The sequence below is a fragment of the Streptomyces sp. S4.7 genome (genome assembly GCF_010384365.1).
GTDB lineage: Bacteria > Actinomycetota > Actinomycetes > Streptomycetales > Streptomycetaceae > Streptomyces.
The window spans coordinates 925714-945752 of the sequence record NZ_CP048397.1 but is presented as its reverse complement, the minus strand read 5'-3'; the positions used below and the strand labels follow the sequence as shown (position 1 = coordinate 945752).

Sequence of the window (20039 nt, the reverse complement as noted above, 5' to 3'; positions counted from 1 at the left end):
TGGACGACGTACCGTTCAGAAGCGTAAGTCATATGAAGTGACGGTTCCGCCCGAGAGCTGCCAGTTGGCGGTCCCGCGACGCCCCGGAATCGATTTGCCTGCCCGATGGGGCGGCATGTACTGTCGTATCCCTGCCTGGCCCTGAGGCGACTTCGAGTCGTCGGTCGGCAGCATCCATCAAGCCAGAGACTCTCTCGAATTACGGCTTTCGCATGTCTGCGGAAGGTGTGGTCAGAGAAAGCGAAAAAGCCTGATACTGTTTGAAACGTAAGGCCGAAGGGAAAGCCCGGAGGGGCCCGGAGACGGGACCGAAGGAAGCGTCCGTTCCTTGAGAACTCAACAGCGTGCCAAAAGTCAACGCCAGATATGTTGATACCCCGACCTCGTCCGCATTCTGTGGATTGGGTTGAGGTTCCTTTGATAGAAACACAGCGAGGACGCTGTGAACGACTGGTCTTATTCCGACCGGTTGTTCCGCTCTCGTGGTGTCCACCTGACCTTCGGGTCGGGAATACATTCACGGAGAGTTTGATCCTGGCTCAGGACGAACGCTGGCGGCGTGCTTAACACATGCAAGTCGAACGATGAAGCCTTCGGGTGGATTAGTGGCGAACGGGTGAGTAACACGTGGGCAATCTGCCCTGCACTCTGGGACAAGCCCTGGAAACGGGGTCTAATACCGGATAATACTGTGCCCCTCATGGGGGACGGTTGAAAGCTCCGGCGGTGCAGGATGAGCCCGCGGCCTATCAGCTTGTTGGTGGGGTAATGGCCTACCAAGGCGACGACGGGTAGCCGGCCTGAGAGGGCGACCGGCCACACTGGGACTGAGACACGGCCCAGACTCCTACGGGAGGCAGCAGTGGGGAATATTGCACAATGGGCGAAAGCCTGATGCAGCGACGCCGCGTGAGGGATGACGGCCTTCGGGTTGTAAACCTCTTTCAGCAGGGAAGAAGCGAAAGTGACGGTACCTGCAGAAGAAGCGCCGGCTAACTACGTGCCAGCAGCCGCGGTAATACGTAGGGCGCAAGCGTTGTCCGGAATTATTGGGCGTAAAGAGCTCGTAGGCGGTTTGTCACGTCGGGTGTGAAAGCCCGGGGCTTAACCCCGGGTCTGCATTCGATACGGGCAGACTAGAGTGTGGTAGGGGAGATCGGAATTCCTGGTGTAGCGGTGAAATGCGCAGATATCAGGAGGAACACCGGTGGCGAAGGCGGATCTCTGGGCCATTACTGACGCTGAGGAGCGAAAGCGTGGGGAGCGAACAGGATTAGATACCCTGGTAGTCCACGCCGTAAACGTTGGGAACTAGGTGTTGGCGACATTCCACGTCGTCGGTGCCGCAGCTAACGCATTAAGTTCCCCGCCTGGGGAGTACGGCCGCAAGGCTAAAACTCAAAGGAATTGACGGGGGCCCGCACAAGCAGCGGAGCATGTGGCTTAATTCGACGCAACGCGAAGAACCTTACCAAGGCTTGACATACACCGGAAAGCATCAGAGATGGTGCCCCCCTTGTGGTCGGTGTACAGGTGGTGCATGGCTGTCGTCAGCTCGTGTCGTGAGATGTTGGGTTAAGTCCCGCAACGAGCGCAACCCTTGTTCTGTGTTGCCAGCATGCCCTTCGGGGTGATGGGGACTCACAGGAGACCGCCGGGGTCAACTCGGAGGAAGGTGGGGACGACGTCAAGTCATCATGCCCCTTATGTCTTGGGCTGCACACGTGCTACAATGGCCGGTACAATGAGCTGCGATACCGCAAGGTGGAGCGAATCTCAAAAAGCCGGTCTCAGTTCGGATTGGGGTCTGCAACTCGACCCCATGAAGTCGGAGTTGCTAGTAATCGCAGATCAGCATTGCTGCGGTGAATACGTTCCCGGGCCTTGTACACACCGCCCGTCACGTCACGAAAGTCGGTAACACCCGAAGCCGGTGGCCCAACCCCTTGTGGGAGGGAGCTGTCGAAGGTGGGACTGGCGATTGGGACGAAGTCGTAACAAGGTAGCCGTACCGGAAGGTGCGGCTGGATCACCTCCTTTCTAAGGAGCACTTCTCACCAGAGCCTTTCGGGGGTCTGGTCAGGGGCCAGTACGCCGGCGAATGTCCGGTGCTGGTTGCTCATGGGTGGAACGTTGACTATTCGGCACTCTTGGTCTTCATGGCCTGTCAGTACTGTTCCTTCGGGAGCGTGGAAAGCAGTCCGGGTGGATCGGGGGTGCCGGGCGCGCTGTTGGGTGTCTGAGGGTACGGGCAGTTTTTCTGCTTGTGTCTTCGGGATGCCGGCCCCGGTGAACTCCGCAGATTCTGCGGGGGTGGCGGGTGGTTGGTCGTTGTTTGAGAACTGCACAGTGGACGCGAGCATCTGTGGCCAAGTTTTTAAGGGCGCACGGTGGATGCCTTGGCACCAGGAACCGATGAAGGACGTGGGAGGCCGCGATAGGCCCCGGGGAGCTGTCAACCGAGCTTTGATCCGGGGGTGTCCGAATGGGGAAACCCGGCAGTCGTCATGGGCTGTCACCCGCTGCTGAACACATAGGCAGTGTGGAGGGAACGAGGGGAAGTGAAACATCTCAGTACCCTCAGGAAGAGAAAACAACCGTGATTCCGGGAGTAGTGGCGAGCGAAACCGGATGAGGCCAAACCGTATGTGTGTGATACCCGGCAGGGGTTGCGCATGCGGGGTTGTGGGATCTCTTTTTCACAGTCTGCCGGCTGTGAGGCGAGTCAGAAACCGTTGATGTAGGCGAAGGACATGCGAAAGGTCCGGCGTAGAGGGTAAGACCCCCGTAGCTGAAACATTAACGGCTCGTTTGAGAGACACCCAAGTAGCACGGGGCCCGAGAAATCCCGTGTGAATCTGGCGGGACCACCCGCTAAGCCTAAATATTCCCTGGTGACCGATAGCGGATAGTACCGTGAGGGAATGGTGAAAAGTACCGCGGGAGCGGAGTGAAATAGTACCTGAAACCGTGTGCCTACAAGCCGTGGGAGCGTCGCTGGCAGTACTTGTGCTGTCAGTCGTGACTGCGTGCCTTTTGAAGAATGAGCCTGCGAGTTTGCGGTGTGTTGCGAGGTTAACCCGTGTGGGGAAGCCGTAGCGAAAGCGAGTCCGAACAGGGCGGTATAGTAGCGCGCTCAAGACCCGAAGCGGAGTGATCTAGCCATGGGCAGGTTGAAGCGGCTGTAAGAGGTCGTGGAGGACCGAACCCACCAGGGTTGAAAACCTGGGGGATGACCTGTGGTTAGGGGTGAAAGGCCAATCAAACTCCGTGATAGCTGGTTCTCCCCGAAATGCATTTAGGTGCAGCGTCGTGTGTTTCTTGCCGGAGGTAGAGCACTGGATAGGCGATGGGCCCTACCGGGTTACTGACCTTAGCCAAACTCCGAATGCCGGTAAGTGAGAGCGCGGCAGTGAGACTGTGGGGGATAAGCTCCATGGTCGAGAGGGAAACAGCCCAGAGCATCGACTAAGGCCCCTAAGCGTACGCTAAGTGGGAAAGGATGTGGAGTCGCAGAGACAACCAGGAGGTTGGCTTAGAAGCAGCCACCCTTGAAAGAGTGCGTAATAGCTCACTGGTCAAGTGATTCCGCGCCGACAATGTAGCGGGGCTCAAGCGTACCGCCGAAGTCGTGTCATTCGTACACATAGCCCCAACGGGCGTGCGGATGGGTAGGGGAGCGTCGTGTGCCGGGTGAAGCCTCCGCGGAAGCGAGGGGTGGACGGTTCACGAGTGAGAATGCAGGCATGAGTAGCGATACACACGTGGGAAACGTGTGCGCCGATTGACTAAGGGTTCCTGGGTCAAGCTGATCTGCCCAGGGTAAGTCGGGACCTAAGGCGAGGCCGACAGGCGTAGTCGATGGACAACCGGTTGATATTCCGGTACCCGCTTTGAAACGCCCAGTACTGAACCAGGCGATGCTAAGACCGTGAAGCCGTCCTGGAGCCTTCGGGCAAAGGGAAGTGGTGGAGCCGTCGGACCAGACTTGCAGTAGGTAAGCGATGGGGTGACGCAGGAAGGTAGTCCAGCCCGGGCGGTGGTTGTCCCGGGGTAAGGGTGTAGGACGCACGGTAGGCAAATCCGTCGTGCATATAGTCTGAGACCTGATGCCGAGCCGATTGTGGTGAAGTGGATGATCCTATGCTGTCGAGAAAAGCCTCTAGCGAGTTTCATGGCGGCCCGTACCCTAAACCGACTCAGGTGGTCAGGTAGAGAATACCGAGGCGTTCGGGTGAACTATGGTTAAGGAACTCGGCAAAATGCCCCCGTAACTTCGGGAGAAGGGGGGCCATTTCTGGTGATGAGTCTTGCACTCTGAGCTGGGGGTGGCCGCAGAGACCAGCGAGAAGCGACTGTTTACTAAAAACACAGGTCCGTGCGAAGCCGTAAGGCGATGTATACGGACTGACGCCTGCCCGGTGCTGGAACGTTAAGGGGACCGGTTAGTCACATTTCGGTGTGGCGAAGCTGAGAACTTAAGCGCCAGTAAACGGCGGTGGTAACTATAACCATCCTAAGGTAGCGAAATTCCTTGTCGGGTAAGTTCCGACCTGCACGAATGGCGTAACGACTTCTCGACTGTCTCAACCATAGGCCCGGTGAAATTGCACTACGAGTAAAGATGCTCGTTTCGCGCAGCAGGACGGAAAGACCCCGGGACCTTTACTACAGTTTGATATTGGTGTTCGGTTCGGCTTGTGTAGGATAGGTGGGAGACTTTGAAGCTTGGACGCCAGTTCAGGTGGAGTCGTCGTTGAAATACCACTCTGGTCGTGCTGGATGTCTAACCTGGGTCCGTGATCCGGATCAGGGACAGTGTCTGATGGGTAGTTTAACTGGGGCGGTTGCCTCCTAAAGAGTAACGGAGGCGCCCAAAGGTTCCCTCAGCCTGGTTGGTAATCAGGTGTTGAGTGTAAGTGCACAAGGGAGCTTGACTGTGAGACCGACGGGTCGAGCAGGGACGAAAGTCGGGACTAGTGATCCGGCGGTGGCTTGTGGAAGCGCCGTCGCTCAACGGATAAAAGGTACCCCGGGGATAACAGGCTGATCTTCCCCAAGAGTCCATATCGACGGGATGGTTTGGCACCTCGATGTCGGCTCGTCGCATCCTGGGGCTGGAGTCGGTCCCAAGGGTTGGGCTGTTCGCCCATTAAAGCGGTACGCGAGCTGGGTTTAGAACGTCGTGAGACAGTTCGGTCCCTATCCGCTGCGCGCGCAGGAGTCTTGAGAAGGGCTGTCCCTAGTACGAGAGGACCGGGACGGACGAACCTCTGGTGTGCCAGTTGTCCTGCCAAGGGCATGGCTGGTTGGCTACGTTCGGGAGGGATAACCGCTGAAAGCATCTAAGCGGGAAGCCTGCTTCGAGATGAGGACTCCCACCCACTTGATGGGGTAAGGCTCCCAGTAGACGACTGGGTTGATAGGCCGGATATGGAAGCACTGTGAGGTGTGGAGTTGACCGGTACTAATAGGCCGAGGGCTTGTCCTCAGTTGCTCGCGTCCACTGTGTTAGTTCTGAGACAACGAACAATTCCGTGTGGTCATCCGGTTTGTTCATGTGTTTCATTGTGTTTCGGTGGTCATTGCGTTAGGGAAACGCCCGGTTACATTCCGAACCCGGAAGCTAAGCCTTTCAGCGCCGATGGTACTGCAGGGGGGACCCTGTGGGAGAGTAGGACGCCGCCGAACAATCTTTGTGGGAATGCCCCGCACCTCTGGTGCGGGGCATTCCTGCGTTCAAGACCCTTTTCTGTGACCCCCCGGCAGGGCCACACCCCCCCCAAACCCCCACAGCGTCCGCCGGCCGCCCGTCCGGGTAAGGTCAGGGGGCATCGTTGGTACATCCCCGCACAGGAGGCCCCCGGGTGGAGGTTCAGGAGACCCGCGTCCAGACGGATCGGGTGTTCACCATCCCCAACATCCTGAGCATGGCTCGCCTCCTGGGCGTGCCGCTCTTCCTGTGGCTCATCCTCCGTCCGGAGTTCGGCGGGCCGAACAGCGACGGCTGGGCATTGCTCGTCCTGATGCTCAGCGGGGTGACCGACTATCTCGACGGCTACCTCGCCCGCCGCTGGAACCAGATCAGCAATCTCGGACGCCTTCTGGACCCCGCCGCCGACCGGCTGTACATCCTTTCCACCCTCGTCGGTCTGACCTGGCGCGAGATCCTGCCCCTCTGGCTGACCGCGGCGCTGCTGGCCCGTGAGCTGATGCTGCTGGTGATGGTGGGAATCCTCCGCAGACACGGCTATCCGCCTCCCCAGGTGAACTTCCTGGGAAAGGCGGCTACCTTCAACTTGATGTACGCCTTCCCGTTGCTGCTACTCAGCGACGGGAGTGGATGGCTCGCAGCACTTGCCGAAGTTTTCGGATGGGCGTTCGCTGGATGGGGTACAACCCTGTACTGGTGGGCAGGGATCCTCTACGTGGTCCAGGTCCGCCGTCTCGTCAGAGCGGACAGAGTGGCCGATTGAGCTCGCCGATGTGGTGCCGTGCAGAGTCGCCGGCCCGCACCTGATGCCTGCCACGCGGCCTGTTCAGATGGGTGACGTCGGCGAGACCGTCTCTTCAAGGAGGACGCTTCCGACATGAAGGCAGTCGTGATGGCTGGCGGCGAAGGCACACGTCTTCGTCCCATGACCTCGAGCATGCCCAAGCCGTTGCTGCCGGTGGCGAATCGGCCGATCATGGAGCATGTGCTGCGTTTGCTCAAGCGGCACGGGCTCAGTGAGACCGTTGTCACCGTTCAGTTTCTCGCCTCTCTCGTGAAGAACTATTTCGGCGACGGCGAAGAGCTTGGAATGGAGCTCACCTATGCCAATGAGGAGAAGCCGCTCGGCACTGCGGGGAGTGTGAAGAACGCCGAAGAGGCGCTCAAGGACGATGCTTTTCTTGTCATTTCCGGTGACGCTCTCACCGACTTTGACCTGACGGACCTCATCGCCTTCCACAAGGAGAAGGGCGCGCTGGTCACGGTGTGTCTGACCCGTGTGCCGAATCCACTGGAATTCGGCATCACGATCGTGGACGAGGAGGGGAAGGTCGACCGCTTCCTGGAGAAGCCCACCTGGGGGCAGGTGTTCTCGGACACCGTGAACACCGGCATCTACGTGATGGAGCCCGAGGTCTTCGACTATGTCGAGGCCGACACCTCGGTCGACTGGTCCGGCGATGTCTTCCCTCAGCTGATGAAGGAGGGCAAGCCCGTCTACGGCTATATCGCCGAGGGCTACTGGGAAGACGTCGGGACGCACGAGAGCTATGTGAAGGCCCAGGCGGATGTCCTGGAGGGCAAGGTCGACGTCGATCTCGACGGGTTCGAGATCTCCCCGGGAGTATGGGTCGCCGAAGGCGCCGAGGTACATCCGGACGCAGTTCTCCGCGGTCCGCTCTACATCGGTGACTACGCCAAGGTCGAGGCGGACGCCGAGATTCGCGAGCACACCGTCATCGGGTCCAACGTGGTCGTCAAGTCGGGGGCTTTCCTCCACCGGGCCGTCGTGCACGACAACGTGTACATCGGGCAGCACAGCAATCTGCGTGGCTGCGTGATCGGCAAGAACACCGACATCATGCGCGCCGCCCGGATCGAGGACGGCGCGGTCATCGGTGACGAGTGCCTTGTCGGCGAGGAATCCATCATCCAGGGCAACGTCCGGGTGTATCCGTTCAAGACCATCGAGGCCGGCGCGTTCGTCAACACCTCGGTGATCTGGGAGTCCAGGGGCCAGGCGCATCTCTTCGGCGCGCGCGGGGTCTCCGGAATCCTCAACGTGGAGATCACGCCCGAGCTGGCCGTGCGGCTGGCCGGTGCGTACGCGACGACTCTGAAGAAGGGCTCCACGGTCACCACGGCGCGCGACCACTCGCGTGGTGCGCGTGCCCTCAAGAGGGCCGTGATCTCCGCGCTCCAGGCCAGCGCCATCGACGTACGCGATCTGGAGAACGTCCCCTTGCCGGTGGCCCGGCAGCAGACGGGGCGGGGCAGCGCCGGCGGCATCATGATCCGTACGACGCCGGGTGTGCCGGACTCCGTCGACATCATGTTCTTCGACGAGCGCGGCGCCGACCTCTCGCAGGGCGGCCAGCGCAAGCTGGACCGGGTGTACGCGAGGCAGGAGTACCGCAGGGCCTTCCCCGGTGAGATCGGGGACCTGCACTTCCCGGCGAGCGTCTTCGACTCGTACACCGGCTCACTGCTCAGGAATGTCGATACGTCGGGAATCGCCGAGGCCGGCCTCAAGGTCGTCGTCGACGCGTCCAACGGCAGCGCCGGCCTCGTTCTGCCCAGTCTTCTCGGACGGCTCGGAGTCGACGCCCTGACCATCAATCCGGGCCTCGACGAGGCGCGTCCCACCGAGACCGTCGAGTCGCGCAGGTCCGGTCTGGTCAGGCTGGGCGAGATCGTGGCATCGGCGCGGGCGTCCTTCGGGGTGCGGTTCGACCCCGTGGGTGAGCGGCTGTCGCTCGTCGACGAGCGCGGCCGGATCATCGAGGACGACCGTGCCCTGCTGGTGCTGCTCGACCTGGTCGCCGCCGAGCGGCGCAGCGGGCGGGTGGCACTGCCCGTGACGACCACCAGGATCGCCGAGCAGGTCGCCGCGTACCACGGGACCCAGGTCGAGTGGACGACCACGTCGCCCGACGACCTGACACGGGTCGGCCGCGAGGACTCCACGATCTTCGGAGGTGACGGCCGAGGCGCTTTCATCGTTCCGGAGTTCAGCAGTCTCCTCGACGGCACGGCGGCCTTCGTACGGCTGCTGGGTCTGGTCGCCCGTACGCAGCTCACGCTCAGCCAGATCGACGCCCGCATTCCCCGTGCCCATGTGCTGCGCAGGGATCTGGCGACGCCCTGGGCCGTCAAGGGTCTGGTCATGCGGCGGGTCGTGGAGGCGGCCGGCGACCGGGACGTCGACACGACCGACGGAGTCCGGGTCGTGGAGGCCGACGGACGGTGGGTGATGGTGCTTCCCGCGCCCGCCGAGGCCGCCACCCATTTGTGGGCCGAGGGACCGGACGACGCCTCCGCTCAGGCGCTGCTCGACGAGTGGTCGGCGGTCGTGGACAGCGCAGGTCAGTGACCTGATCACGGTGTGCCGGAGGCGGGTGGTCCACGCCCTCCGGCACACCGGTGGGGCCATTCGGCGGTAACGCCCACGCCGTGCGACGATGTGCGGCATGCCGCAGCAGCCACCCGTTCGGAGCACCCCGTCGCCACCCCGGCGTCCCGACGCGTCCATGTCGCTGCTGAACAATGTGATGGACCACAGCCTGGACGACGGTTACGCCGAGGCGGCGGCCCGCAGGGCCGCGGAGGACGGCGGACTGCCCCGTACTCTCCGCGCCAAGCTGGGCCTCGCCGCGGGGCTCGTACTGGCCGCGCTGGTGGTCACCGTGGGCGCGGCGGAGGCGCGGATCGACGCGCCGGTCGTCGCCAAGGAGCGCGAAGAGCTGATCGACCGGATCGACGCCGAGACGGCCACCGCGGACACCCTCGAACGCACGGTGGACAAGCTCCGTGACGAGGTGGGCGCCCAGCAGCGCGAGGCGCTGCGGGAGCACGGCGGCGAACAGGGCGAACTGGTGGCTCTCCTGTCGGGTTCCACGGAGGTCGAGGGGCCGGGCGTGAAGCTCGTCGTCGACGACGCGAAGTCCGCCGACGAGAGCGCCGGCGGCCCCCGTGAGAGCACCAACTTCTCGGACAACGGCCGGGTCAGGGACCGGGACATGCAGCAGATCATCAACGGTCTGTGGGCGTCCGGCGCCGAGGCGGTGTCCATCAACGGCCAGCGTCTGACGGCCCTTTCGGCGATCAGGGCCGCCGGTGAGGCCATACTGGTCGACAACAAGCCGCTGGTGCCGCCGTACACGGTGCTGGCCGTGGGGGACGGGAAGAACCTGAGCACCGCATTCCAGGACAGCGCCGACGGGCAGTACCTGCACTCGCTGCGGGAGAACTTCGGTGTCCGCACCAGCATTTCCGACCAGGAGACGGTGCGCCTTCCTGCCGCGCCGAGCCTGATCGTACGTACAGCAGAGCCGAAGGCCGCCGACCCGGGGAAGGGCGACGGAGGGGCCGCGGCAGACACAGAGAAGGGCACATCGTGATCGCGGTACTTGGCCTCGTCGTGGGAGTCGTGGTCGGACTGTTGGTTCGACCCGAAGTGCCGGCGGTGGTCGAGCCCTATCTGCCGATCGCCGTCGTCGCCGCTCTGGACGCGGTCTTCGGGGGGCTTCGGGCCATGCTCGACGGGATCTTCGTCGACAAGGTCTTCGTGGTGTCGTTCCTGTCGAACGTGGTGGTGGCGGCGCTCATCGTCTTCCTCGGTGACAAGCTCGGTGTCGGCGCCCAGCTGTCCACCGGTGTGGTCGTGGTGTTCGGCATCCGGATCTTCTCCAACGCTGCCGCGATCCGCCGGCACGTCTTCCGGGCGTGACGCCGATGACCAGCGAACAGACCCCGCCGCCCCCGCCGCCCTCCGAGCCGCGGCAGCTGACGGGCCGCCAGCGGCTCGCCGCCGGACTGTGGCCGCCGCGGGTCACCCGCGCCCAACTGATCGTCGCCGTCCTGCTGTTCGTGCTGGGACTCGGTCTCGCCATTCAGGTCAGGTCGACCAACGACGACAGCGCGCTGCGCGGGGCGCGCCAGGAGGACCTCGTAAGGATCCTGGACGAGCTCGACGGCCGTACGGAGCGGCTCGAGGACGAGAAGCAGCGGCTGGACGACCAGCAGACGGAGCTGGAGACCAGCTCCGACCAGGCCGAGGAGGCACGTAAGCAGACGCGGGAGAAGGAGCAGCAGCTCGGCATCCTGGCCGGTACGGTCGCCGCCCAGGGGCCCGGGATCACGCTGACCGTCCAGGACCACGGCGACAGCATCGACTCGGACATGCTGCTCGACGCGATCCAGGAACTGCGGGCGGCCGGCGCCGAGGCGATCCAGGTGAACGGGGTCCGGGTGGTGGCGGCGACGTACCTCTCCGGCAGTGACGGTGACATCGAGGTGGACGGGAAGCGGATCGGCGCCCCGTACCGTTTCAAGGTGATCGGCAAACCGCAGGATCTGGAGCCGGCGCTCAACATCCCCGGAGGTGTGGTGCAGACACTGGAGAAGGAGCAGGCCACGGCCACGGTCGCGGCGGCGGACGAGATCGTCGTCGACGCCTTGCGACCGGCGCAGCGGCCTGACTACGCTCGGTCGTCGTCGTGATGTGGCCGGTGCGCATGCGGACCGGGGGACGAGGGCAGAAGGTTCCGGGGGGTCGGCGCACATTCCGCGTGGTGCGTGGTGGAAACTGTCTGATGGATACGGACGTTGTGAAGATGTCCGAGTCGGCAGGTGTGTTCATTCAGGGTTCGTCCTGCCCCACGGGCGGGTCTGTTCAGGTCAAGGGGAATCGCCCGTGAAGTTGTTTGGGAAGTTGTTCGGCAGGAGTGCACGCGAGGACGGCGGCAACGCCCGGCATCGCGCACCGCGCCACGGCCAGGACGGGGAGCAGGGCGGCGAGCGTCCGCTCTTCCGTGACGAGGTCGGCGCCCCCGGTGGGGACAATTCGGGCGGTCAGGGCGCGTCGTCTGTTGACCCCACGAACCCCGGCGGCATAGGTTTCGGTGGACCATCAACCTCAAGTACGGGTGGAGGGTTTCCCCCCGGTCAGGAGGGTCCGTCCATGTCGGCCTTGCCGGTTTGTACGAGGTGCGGGCACCGCAACACCCAGGACAGTCGGTTCTGCTCCAACTGCGGTGCGCCGCTGAGGGCGGGAACGCCCGCGGAGCGTCCTTCGGAGACGACGTCGACCATCTCCATCTCGGGCCTTGAGGCGTACGAGGCGGAAGCGACCGGTCAGACGGCCGTTCCCTCGCTCTCGCCGGAGGCGCAGGCCGCGGTGGACGCGCTTCCGCTCGGCTCCGCGCTGCTGGTCGTGCGCCGCGGCCCCAACTCGGGAAGCCGTTTCCTGCTGGACGGCGATCTGACGACGGCCGGCAGGCATCCGCAGAGCGACATCTTCCTCGACGACGTCACCGTGTCCCGGCGGCACGTCGAGTTCCGCAGGAGCCCCGAGGGCCACTTCACGGTCTCCGACGTCGGCAGTCTCAACGGCACGTACGTCAACCGGGAGCGGATCGACGCCGTGGCCGTGTCGAACGGCGACGAGGTCCAGATCGGCAAGTACCGGCTGGTCTTCTACGCGAGCCAGCGGGGCGTGTGACCCTTCAGGGAAGGCTCATGCTGCGACCGCCTACGGGCGGTGCCGGTCACGGCACCGCCCCCACGGGTGACCCTCTGGTCAGCATCGGCATGGTGCTGAACCAGCTCAGGGACGAGTTCCCCGAGGTCACCATCTCCAAGATCCGTTTCCTGGAGTCCGAAGGTCTCGTCGAGCCCCGGCGTACCCCGTCGGGGTACCGGAAGTTCGGCCCCGAGGACATCGAGCGCCTCACCCAGGTCCTGCGCATGCAACGGGACCACTATCTGCCCCTCAAGGTCATCAGGGAGCATCTCGACGCCGTCGCGCGCGGTGACCGGCCCCCGCTGCCCGCGCAGGGCTCCCAGGGCTCCCAGGACGCCCAGGGCGGCCAGCGCGAGCTCCTCGGCTCCACGTGGGACGCGGAGCCCGAGGCGCCCACCGTCCCGACGATCGGCCGTGCGGAGCTGCTGGCGGCCACCGACGCGGGCGAGAGTGACCTGGACGAGTGGGAGGCGTACGGCCTCATCGCCCCGATGGCGGATGGCGGCTACGACTCCGAGACCGTGACGGTGGCGAAAATTGTCGCGGAACTCGGAAGATTCGGTCTGGAACCACGGCATCTACGAGCGGTGAAAGCGGCCGCCGACCGTGAGGCCGGACTGGTCGAACAGGTCGTCGCTCCCCTGCGCCTGCACCGCAATCCGCAGACCAGGGCCCATGCCGAGGCCGCGACGAAGGAGCTCGCCGCGCTCTCCGTGAGACTCCACGCGGCACTGGTGCAGACGGCCCTCGGAGTCCGGCTTACCTGATCTTGAGGGGAGTCCGACTACCCAAACCGACCGGGCACGTCCTAGGGTTGCTGTGTGAACGAGCTCGACGTCGTGGGTGTCCGGGTGGAAATGCCCTCCAACCAACCGATCGTGCTCCTGCGTGAAGTGGGAGGCGACCGGTACCTTCCCATCTGGATCGGGCCTGGGGAAGCTACCGCCATTGCCTTCGCCCAACAGGGCATGGCACCGGCCCGACCACTGACCCATGACCTCTTCAAGGATGTCCTTGAGGCAGTGGGCCAGGAACTGACGCAGGTGCGCATCACCGACCTGCGCGAAGGAGTCTTCTACGCGGAGCTGGTCTTCGCGAGCGGTGTCGAGGTGAGTGCCAGGCCGTCCGACGCCATAGCGCTGGCACTGCGCACCGGCACGCCCATCTACGGCAGCGACGGGGTGCTGGACGATGCGGGCATCGCCATCCCCGACGAGCAGGAGGACGAGGTGGAGAAGTTCCGCGAATTCCTCGACCAGATCTCTCCGGAGGATTTCGGGACCAACAGCCAGTGAGCGGCGCACGGCCGACAATCGTCACACCGGACTCCGCCAGCGCATTCGACCAGCCTTTCCCGGTGACGGGGCACGGGAAACCACTCTCAGGGTGATTATCACTCGGCGTGCCCAGCGTGGCGATCGTTGACGCGCCCGGAGGGACTGCTTACCGTCGACGGGGCAGGTCAAGGGAGGTCGGTGTGAGAAGCAGCGGCGACGGTACGGCGAACGACCCGTACCCGTTTCACGGCAGTACGTCCGACCCCGCGACCGACACGGTCGGCTACCGGGGACCGACCGCCTGCGCGGCGGCGGGCATCACGTACCGCCAGTTGGACTACTGGGCGCGCACGGGGCTGGTCGAGCCGAGTGTGCGCCCCGCGCGGGGGTCGGGCTCCCAGCGGCTCTACAGCTTTCGGGACGTCGTCTTCCTCAAGATCGTGAAGCGCTTCCTGGACACCGGCGTCGCCCTGCAGAACATCCGGGCGGCCCTGCGGCACCTGTGCGGGCGCGAGGCGGCGGACCTGGAGCGCATGACGCTCATGAGCGACGGCGCGACGGTGTACGAGTGTTCGTCCCCGGACGAGGTCGTGAACCTCCTCCAGGGCGGTCAGGGCGTCTTCGGCATCGCCGTCGGGGTCGTGTGGCGGGACGTGGAGGCGGCGCTCTCGCAGCTGCACGGGGAGCGCGTCGACACCGGCGAGACACTGATCGGCCACAACCCCGCCGACGAACTCGCCCGCAGACGCCGCGACCGGGCCGTCTGAGGCCCTCTCCGGGGCGATTGTCAGTGGCGTAGGGGAGCATCGGTGGGGTGAGACCCGCGCCGACCGTCCTGCATCTCGACATGGATGCCTTCTTCGCCGCCGCCGAGCAGGCCGCGAAGCCGAGCCTGCGTGGAAAGCCGGTCGTCGTCGGGGGTCTCGGTCCGCGCGGGGTGGTCTCGACGGCGTCGTACGAGGCGAGACGGTTCGGGATCCACTCGGCCATGCCGATGGCGCAGGCGAGACGGCTCGCGCCGAACGCGGCCTATCTGGTGCCGCGCTTCACGCTCTACCGCACGGTCAGCGAGCAGGTCATGGAGCTGCTGGGCCGGCTGTCACCGCTGGTGGAGCCGCTGAGCCTCGACGAGGCGTTCGTCGATCTGGAGGCGGGCGGATCAGCCTGCGACTCGGCGTCGGCGCGGGCGACCGGCGAGCGGCTGCGCCGTGAGATCAGGGCGGTGACCGGCCTGACCGGCTCAGTGGGCCTCGCCGGGTCCAAGATGCTCGCGAAGATCGCCTCCGAGCAGGCCAAACCGGACGGCCTGGTGCTCATGGAGCCGGGCACGGAGCGCGAGCTGCTGGGACCGATGAGCGTACGGACGCTGCCCGGGGTGGGGCCCGCCACCGGCGAGCATCTGCGCCGGGCGGGAATGACCACCATCGCCGATCTGACGGAGGCCGGCGAGGACGAGCTCGTACGGCTCGTGGGGAAGGCGCACGGCGCGTCTCTGTACCGGATGGCGTCGGGGCACGACGACCGGCCGGTGGTGGCCGAGCGCGAGACCAAGTCCGTCTCCGTCGAGGACACCTTCGACGTCGACCTGCACGACCGGGTGCGGGTCAGGACGGAGGTGGACCGGCTGGCGGACCGGTGTGTCCAGCGGCTGCGGCGGTCCGGGCATTCGGGCCGGACGATCGTCCTCAAGGTGCGGCGGTACGACTTCTCGACGCTCACCCGCTCCGAGACGCTCCGCGGACCCACGGACGACGCGGGCGTGGTGCGTGAGGCCGCGGGGAGGCTGCTGGAGTCCCTGGACACCACCGGAGGGGTGCGGCTGCTGGGGGTCGGGGTGACGGGGCTGACCGACTACACCCAGGAGGACCTGTTCGCGCAGGCGGCGGCGGACGCGCAAGCCACGGGCGCCGGTGACGGGGCGGACGCGGTGGCGGACAAGGAGCCCGAGCCGCGGCCCGAGCGGGAGCCGGAGTCCGACCCCGGGGCGGCCACCGAGCGGCACTGGCCCGCCGGGCACGACGTGCGGCATGCCGAGTACGGCGCGGGGTGGGTGCAGGGCAGTGGCGTGGGGCGGGTCACCGTACGGTTCGAGGAGCCGACGTCGGTGGTCCCGGGCCGGGTGCGGACGTTCCGTACGGACGACCCCGACCTGGAGCTGTCGGAGCCGTTGCCACTGGTCGCCGTGCCACCGGATTTGGCGGCACCGCCTGCCTAGATCCTGTCTTCACACTGGAGTCTGGCTCACGACGCCTGGCACGCACACCAGCCGCGTTGTCGGACTCGCCCAAGTACGCCCGGTACGCGAGCGATGAGCGATCCTCCGTCTTGCGATCGCACGCACCGGACACCGTGAGCCCCGCCCCGCGGGCGGACGACGCCAGTTCGAAGACAGGACCTAGCGGGCGCCCGGTTCGTCGCGGCCCGCCACATGGCCGAAGTCACGGTCGGCCGGACGGGGCGGGGTCTCCGGGGCCGCCGGTTCCGGCAGGGCCAGCTGGTAGTGGTGGTAGAGCTGGATCTCCTGGTCGGGGGAGAGGTGCCGGCCGACACCGAAGTCGGGGGCGCCCTTGATCAGGCCGCGTTCGTACGGGACGTGCAGCGTCTCGTCGCGGTAGGTGCTGGGGGCCAGCGGCACGAACGCGTCCCGGCTGAACAGCCCGGTCCTCACCGCCGCCCACTCGGGCACGCCGGTCGCGTCGTCCAGATACACCTCGTCGACGGTGCCGATCTTGTGCCCGTCGCGGTCGTACGCCTTACGGCCGATCAGCCTGCGCGGATCGATGTCGGTCTGCACGGTCCCTCCAACTGGTCGCACATGCTCCCTCACCCTACGAAAGGGCACATCGCGGGTATCGGCCACTCGAACTCCATGGCGAGACCTCGCTGGTAGGCTGGCCAGTGGCTGTCGACCCCGTGCGGGAGAGCCATCCGGTGAGACTGCCGGAGGCGCCGAAGGAGCAAATCCTCCCCGGAAACTCTCAGGCCCCCGTACCGCATGGACGAGGTCACTCTGGAAAGCAGAACAGGTGTCGGACGGCATCGGTTCTCACCGACGGTGAAAGCCGGCCCGCCACGCGGCGGACCGGTGAAACTCTCAGGTTGATGTGACAGAGGGGGAGGCCGTCCGGGCACCCGTGTACCGGTGCCCCTCGCAGGTCGCGCCAGACCAGGAGGCCTCCCGTATGACAGACCACCGCACGCCGCTCTCCCAGCTGGAGCGGGGCACGCCCTTCGAGCGGCGCCACATCGGACCCGACGCCGCCGCCCAGGCGAAGATGCTCGCGCAGGTCGGCTACGGCTCGCTCGACGAGCTGACCGCCGCCGCGGTGCCCGACGTGATCAAGAGCGCCGAGGCCCTCCGGCTGCCCGACGCGCGTACCGAGGCGGAGGTCCTGGCGGAGCTGCGATCCCTCGCCGACCGCAACCAGGTCCTCGCCCCGATGATCGGCCTCGGCTACTACGGCACGTTCACACCGCCGGTGATCCTGCGCAACGTGATGGAGAACCCGGCCTGGTACACCGCGTACACCCCCTACCAGCCCGAGATCTCCCAGGGCCGCCTGGAGGCGCTGCTCAACTTCCAGACCGTCGTGGCCGATCTGACCGGCCTGCCGACGTCCGGAGCCTCCCTGCTGGACGAGGGCACGGCCGCCGCCGAGGCCATGGCCCTGGCCCGCCGGGTCGGCAAGGTGAAGGACGGCGTCTTCCTGGTCGACGCCGACGCGCTGCCGCAGACCGTCGCCGTGATCCGCACCCGCGCCGAACCGGCCGGTGTCGACGTCGTCGTCGCCGACCTGGCCGACGGGATCCCCGCCGAGGCCGCCGAGCGCGGTGTCTTCGGCGTGCTCGTCCAGTACCCGGGCGCCTCCGGCGTCGTACGGGACATCAAGCCAGTCATCGACCAGGCGCACGAGCTGGGCGCCGTCGTCACCGTCGCCGCCGACCTGCTGGCCCTCACGCTGCTCACCTCACCCGGCGAGCTGGGCGCGGACATCGCCGTCGGCACCACCCAGCGCTTCGGCGTCCCCATGGGCTTCGGCGGACCCCACGCCGGATTCATGGCCGTGCGCGAGAAGTTCGCCCGCAGCCTGCCCGGACGGCTCGTCGGGGTCTCCGTCGACGCCGACGGCAACAAGGCGTACCGGCTCGCGCTGCAGACGCGTGAGCAGCACATCCGGCGCGAGAAGGCCACCAGCAACATCTGCACCGCCCAGGTGCTGCTCGCCGTGATGGCCGGAATGTACGCGGTCTACCACGGCCCCGACGGACTGCGCGCGATCGCCGAGCGCACCCACCGCTTCGCGACCGTCCTCGCCGACGGCCTGCGCGCCGGCGGCGTCGAGATCCTGCACGGCTCCTTCTTCGACACGCTGACGGTACGGGTCCCGGGCCGGGCCGCCGACGTGGTGGGCGCCGCCCGAGAGGGCGGGGTCAACCTCCGCCTCGTCGACGCCGACCTCGTCTCGCTCGCCTGCGACGAGACCACCGGACGCACCCAACTCACCGCCGTGTGGACCGCCTTCGGTGTCAAGGGTGACATCGAGGCCCTGGACGCCGCGTCCCGCGACGCGCTGTCGGACGCCCTGCTGCGCACCGACGACTACCTCGCGCACCCGGTCTTCCACCAGCACCGCTCCGAGACCGCGATGCTGCGCTATCTGCGCCGGCTCGCCGACAAGGACTACGCCCTGGACCGGGGCATGATCCCCCTCGGCTCCTGCACCATGAAGCTCAACGCCACCACCGAGATGGAGCCGGTGACCTGGCCGGAGTTCGCGGCGCTGCACCCCTTCGCGCCGGCCGACCAGGCGCGCGGCTACCTCACACTGATCCGCGAGCTGGAGGAGCGCCTGGCGGAGGTCACCGGCTACGACGCGGTGTCCCTCCAGCCCAACGCGGGCTCGCAGGGCGAACTGGCCGGGCTGCTGGCCGTACGGGCGTATCACAGGGCCAACGGAGACACCGGCCGCACCGTCTGCCTCATCCCCTCTTCCGCGCACGGGACGAACGCCGCCAGCGCCGTCATGGCCGGTATGAAGGTCGTCGTCGTGAAGACCCGCGAGGACGGTGACGTCGACGTCGAGGACCTGCACGCCAAGATCGAGAAGTACGGCGACGAACTGGCCGTCCTGATGGTCACCTACCCCTCCACCCACGGGGTGTTCGAGGAGCACATCACCGACATCTGCGCGGCCGTGCACGACGCCGGCGGGCAGGTGTACGTCGACGGCGCGAACCTCAACGCGCTGGTGGGTCTGGCGAAGCCGGGCCGGTTCGGCTCGGACGTCTCGCACCTGAACCTGCACAAGACCTTCTGCATCCCGCACGGCGGCGGCGGTCCCGGTGTCGGCCCGGTCGGCGTGCGCGCCCACCTCGCGCCGTACCTGCCCAACCACCCGCTCCAGCCCGCGGCGGGGCCCGCGACCGGTGTCGGACCGATCTCGGCGGCCCCCTGGGGCTCCGCCGGGATACTGCCGATCTCCTGGGCCTATGTACGGCTGATGGGCGGCGAGGGCCTGAAGCGCGCCACGCAGGTCGCCGTCCTGGCCGCCAACTACATCGCCAAGCGCCTGGAGCCGCACTTCCCGGTCCTGTACGCGGGTCCGGGCGGACTCGTGGCCCACGAGTGCATCGTGGATCTGCGTCCGCTGTCGAAGGCGACCGGCGTCAGTGTCGACGACATCGCCAAGCGGCTCATCGACTACGGGTTCCACGCGCCGACCATGTCGTTCCCGGTGGCCGGCACATTGATGATCGAGCCCACCGAGAGCGAGGACCTGACCGAACTGGACCGGTTCTGCGAGACGATGATCGCGATCCGCGCCGAGATCGAGAAGGTCGCGTCGGGCGAGTGGCCGGCGGACGACAATCCGCTGCGCAACGCCCCGCACACGGCCGCCGCGCTGGGCGGGGGGTGGGAGCACGCGTACAGCCGTCAGGAGGCGGTCTTCCCGGCCGGTGTCTCGCCGGCCGACAAGTACTGGCCGCCGGTCCGCCGGATCGATGGTGCGTTCGGTGACCGCAACCTCGTGTGCTCGTGCCCGCCGCTGGACGACTACGACAACTGACGGACGGCACAACTGCGTCGGGGCCGGTGCGGAGTGAGCTCTCCGGCCGGCCCCCCTTGGTACGGACGGCGTCAGGCCGCCGTCATCACCTGCCCGCTCGCGGACGGCCGGTGCGGCGCGATGATCTGGCCGTCGGGCAGCAACTCGCCGGTGTCCTCGAAGAGAAGAACGCCGTTGCACAGCAGGCTCCAGCCCTGTTCGGGGTGGTGGGCCGCGAGTCGCGCGGCTTCCCGGTCGGCTGACTCGGCTGTCGGGCAGACTGGCTGATGCTGGCACATGGGCGGTTTCTTTCGCTGCGTCGTGGTGACTGTCCTGCGGCTCGATGTATTCATGGCCGCCCCCCGGTTTCTATTGGTCCGTACCCCAGTGTTGCGCCACGGGCGTCGTTCCGCAGGGATTTCGCGGCAGCGCTTGTCTCTGCTTAAGGACGTGTCACCCGCCCGGACGGTTCAGCCCAA

General features: G+C 66.0%; 13 protein-coding genes, 3 rRNA genes and 1 riboswitch. Of the genes, 14 read left to right on the top strand and 2 right to left on the bottom strand.

All coding sequences use genetic code 11. The annotated features are described in order from the left end of the window. The first annotated feature begins 516 nt into the window (after positions 1 to 516). The 13 genes from SSPS47_RS04085 (at position 517) to SSPS47_RS04025 (ending at position 15728) form a co-directional block, all read left to right on the top strand. Positions 517 to 2040, top strand: a 16S ribosomal RNA gene (locus SSPS47_RS04085). A 327-nt stretch (positions 2041 to 2367) separates the two neighbouring features. Beyond that, positions 2368 to 5491, top strand: a 23S ribosomal RNA gene (locus tag SSPS47_RS04080). 83 nt (positions 5492 to 5574) lie between these two features. After that, positions 5575 to 5691, top strand: a 5S ribosomal RNA gene (rrf, locus tag SSPS47_RS04075). Together the 16S, 23S and 5S rRNA genes form the textbook arrangement of a ribosomal RNA operon. 176 nt (positions 5692 to 5867) lie before the next feature. Beyond that, on the top strand, positions 5868 to 6476 hold the full coding sequence (gene pgsA, locus SSPS47_RS04070; protein WP_078078411.1) for a CDP-diacylglycerol--glycerol-3-phosphate 3-phosphatidyltransferase: 609 nt from the start codon (positions 5868 to 5870) through the stop codon (positions 6474 to 6476). A 114-nt stretch (positions 6477 to 6590) separates the two neighbouring features. Next, positions 6591 to 9086: a mannose-1-phosphate guanyltransferase gene (locus tag SSPS47_RS04065; protein WP_164248804.1), complete on the top strand. Its 2496-nt coding sequence runs from the start codon at positions 6591 to 6593 to the stop codon at positions 9084 to 9086. 97 nt (positions 9087 to 9183) lie between these two features. Further along, positions 9184 to 10113, top strand: a complete 930-nt coding sequence (locus SSPS47_RS04060) for a DUF881 domain-containing protein (RefSeq protein ID WP_147878681.1) — start codon at positions 9184 to 9186, stop codon at positions 10111 to 10113. Further along, positions 10110 to 10442 (top strand): small basic family protein, encoded by a 333-nt coding sequence (locus SSPS47_RS04055; protein ID WP_023543062.1) that lies wholly within the window; start codon positions 10110 to 10112, stop codon positions 10440 to 10442. Before SSPS47_RS04060 ends, SSPS47_RS04055 begins: the two co-directional genes overlap by 4 nt. 5 nt (positions 10443 to 10447) lie before the next feature. Further along, positions 10448 to 11215: a DUF881 domain-containing protein gene (locus SSPS47_RS04050; protein WP_164248802.1), complete on the top strand. Its 768-nt coding sequence runs from the start codon at positions 10448 to 10450 to the stop codon at positions 11213 to 11215. An 85-nt stretch (positions 11216 to 11300) separates the two neighbouring features. Continuing rightward, complete coding sequence (locus SSPS47_RS04045) at positions 11301 to 12215, top strand: FHA domain-containing protein (protein WP_164254374.1); 915 nt, start codon at positions 11301 to 11303, stop codon at positions 12213 to 12215. A gap of 17 nt (positions 12216 to 12232) precedes the next feature. Next, positions 12233 to 13003: a MerR family transcriptional regulator gene (locus tag SSPS47_RS04040; protein WP_164248800.1), complete on the top strand. Its 771-nt coding sequence runs from the start codon at positions 12233 to 12235 to the stop codon at positions 13001 to 13003. Positions 13004 to 13057: 54 nt separating this feature from the next. Beyond that, a complete protein-coding gene (locus SSPS47_RS04035; protein ID WP_031232239.1) occupies positions 13058 to 13531 on the top strand; it encodes a bifunctional nuclease family protein in 474 nt (157 codons plus the stop codon). 182 nt (positions 13532 to 13713) lie between these two features. After that, positions 13714 to 14280: a MerR family transcriptional regulator gene (locus SSPS47_RS04030; RefSeq protein ID WP_164248798.1), complete on the top strand. Its 567-nt coding sequence runs from the start codon at positions 13714 to 13716 to the stop codon at positions 14278 to 14280. A gap of 47 nt (positions 14281 to 14327) precedes the next feature. After that, positions 14328 to 15728 carry a DNA polymerase IV gene (locus tag SSPS47_RS04025; RefSeq protein WP_164248796.1) on the top strand — a complete coding sequence of 467 codons (1401 nt, stop codon included), beginning with the start codon at positions 14328 to 14330 and terminating at the stop codon, positions 15726 to 15728. A gap of 180 nt (positions 15729 to 15908) precedes the next feature. Here SSPS47_RS04025 and SSPS47_RS04020 read toward each other — a convergent pair whose 3' ends face one another. Then, entirely contained in the window at positions 15909 to 16307 is a 399-nt protein-coding gene (locus SSPS47_RS04020; protein ID WP_164248794.1) for a PRC-barrel domain-containing protein, read from the bottom strand. Between the two features lie 112 nt (positions 16308 to 16419). Then, a riboswitch (glycine riboswitch) is annotated at positions 16420 to 16517 on the top strand. Between the two features lie 178 nt (positions 16518 to 16695). Here SSPS47_RS04020 and gcvP point away from each other — a divergent pair. Further along, the gene (gene gcvP / locus SSPS47_RS04015) at positions 16696 to 19581 is read left to right on the top strand and encodes an aminomethyl-transferring glycine dehydrogenase (protein WP_164248792.1); all 2886 of its coding nucleotides are present in this window, start codon (positions 16696 to 16698) and stop codon (positions 19579 to 19581) included. Between the two features lie 71 nt (positions 19582 to 19652). On the opposite strand, the gene SSPS47_RS04010 is transcribed toward gcvP, so the two are convergent. After that, complete coding sequence (locus SSPS47_RS04010) at positions 19653 to 19859, bottom strand: DUF5999 family protein (RefSeq protein WP_147878674.1); 207 nt, start codon at positions 19857 to 19859, stop codon at positions 19653 to 19655. Positions 19860 to 20039 lie beyond the last annotated feature (180 nt).

What these genes read in the sequence shown, in the direction of transcription:
- SSPS47_RS04065 (WP_164248804.1), top strand. Translation starts at nt 6,591, where the DNA reads ATGAAGGCAGTCGTGATGGCTGGCGGCGAAGGCACACGTCTTCGTCCC.
- SSPS47_RS04060 (WP_147878681.1), top strand. Translation starts at nt 9,184, where the DNA reads ATGCCGCAGCAGCCACCCGTTCGGAGCACCCCGTCGCCACCCCGGCGT.
- SSPS47_RS04050 (WP_164248802.1), top strand. Translation starts at nt 10,448, where the DNA reads ATGACCAGCGAACAGACCCCGCCGCCCCCGCCGCCCTCCGAGCCGCGG.
- SSPS47_RS04040 (WP_164248800.1), top strand. Translation starts at nt 12,233, where the DNA reads ATGCTGCGACCGCCTACGGGCGGTGCCGGTCACGGCACCGCCCCCACG.
- gcvP (WP_164248792.1), top strand. Translation starts at nt 16,696, where the DNA reads ATGACAGACCACCGCACGCCGCTCTCCCAGCTGGAGCGGGGCACGCCC.
- SSPS47_RS04010 (WP_147878674.1), bottom strand. Translation starts at nt 19,859, where the DNA reads ATGTGCCAGCATCAGCCAGTCTGCCCGACAGCCGAGTCAGCCGACCGG.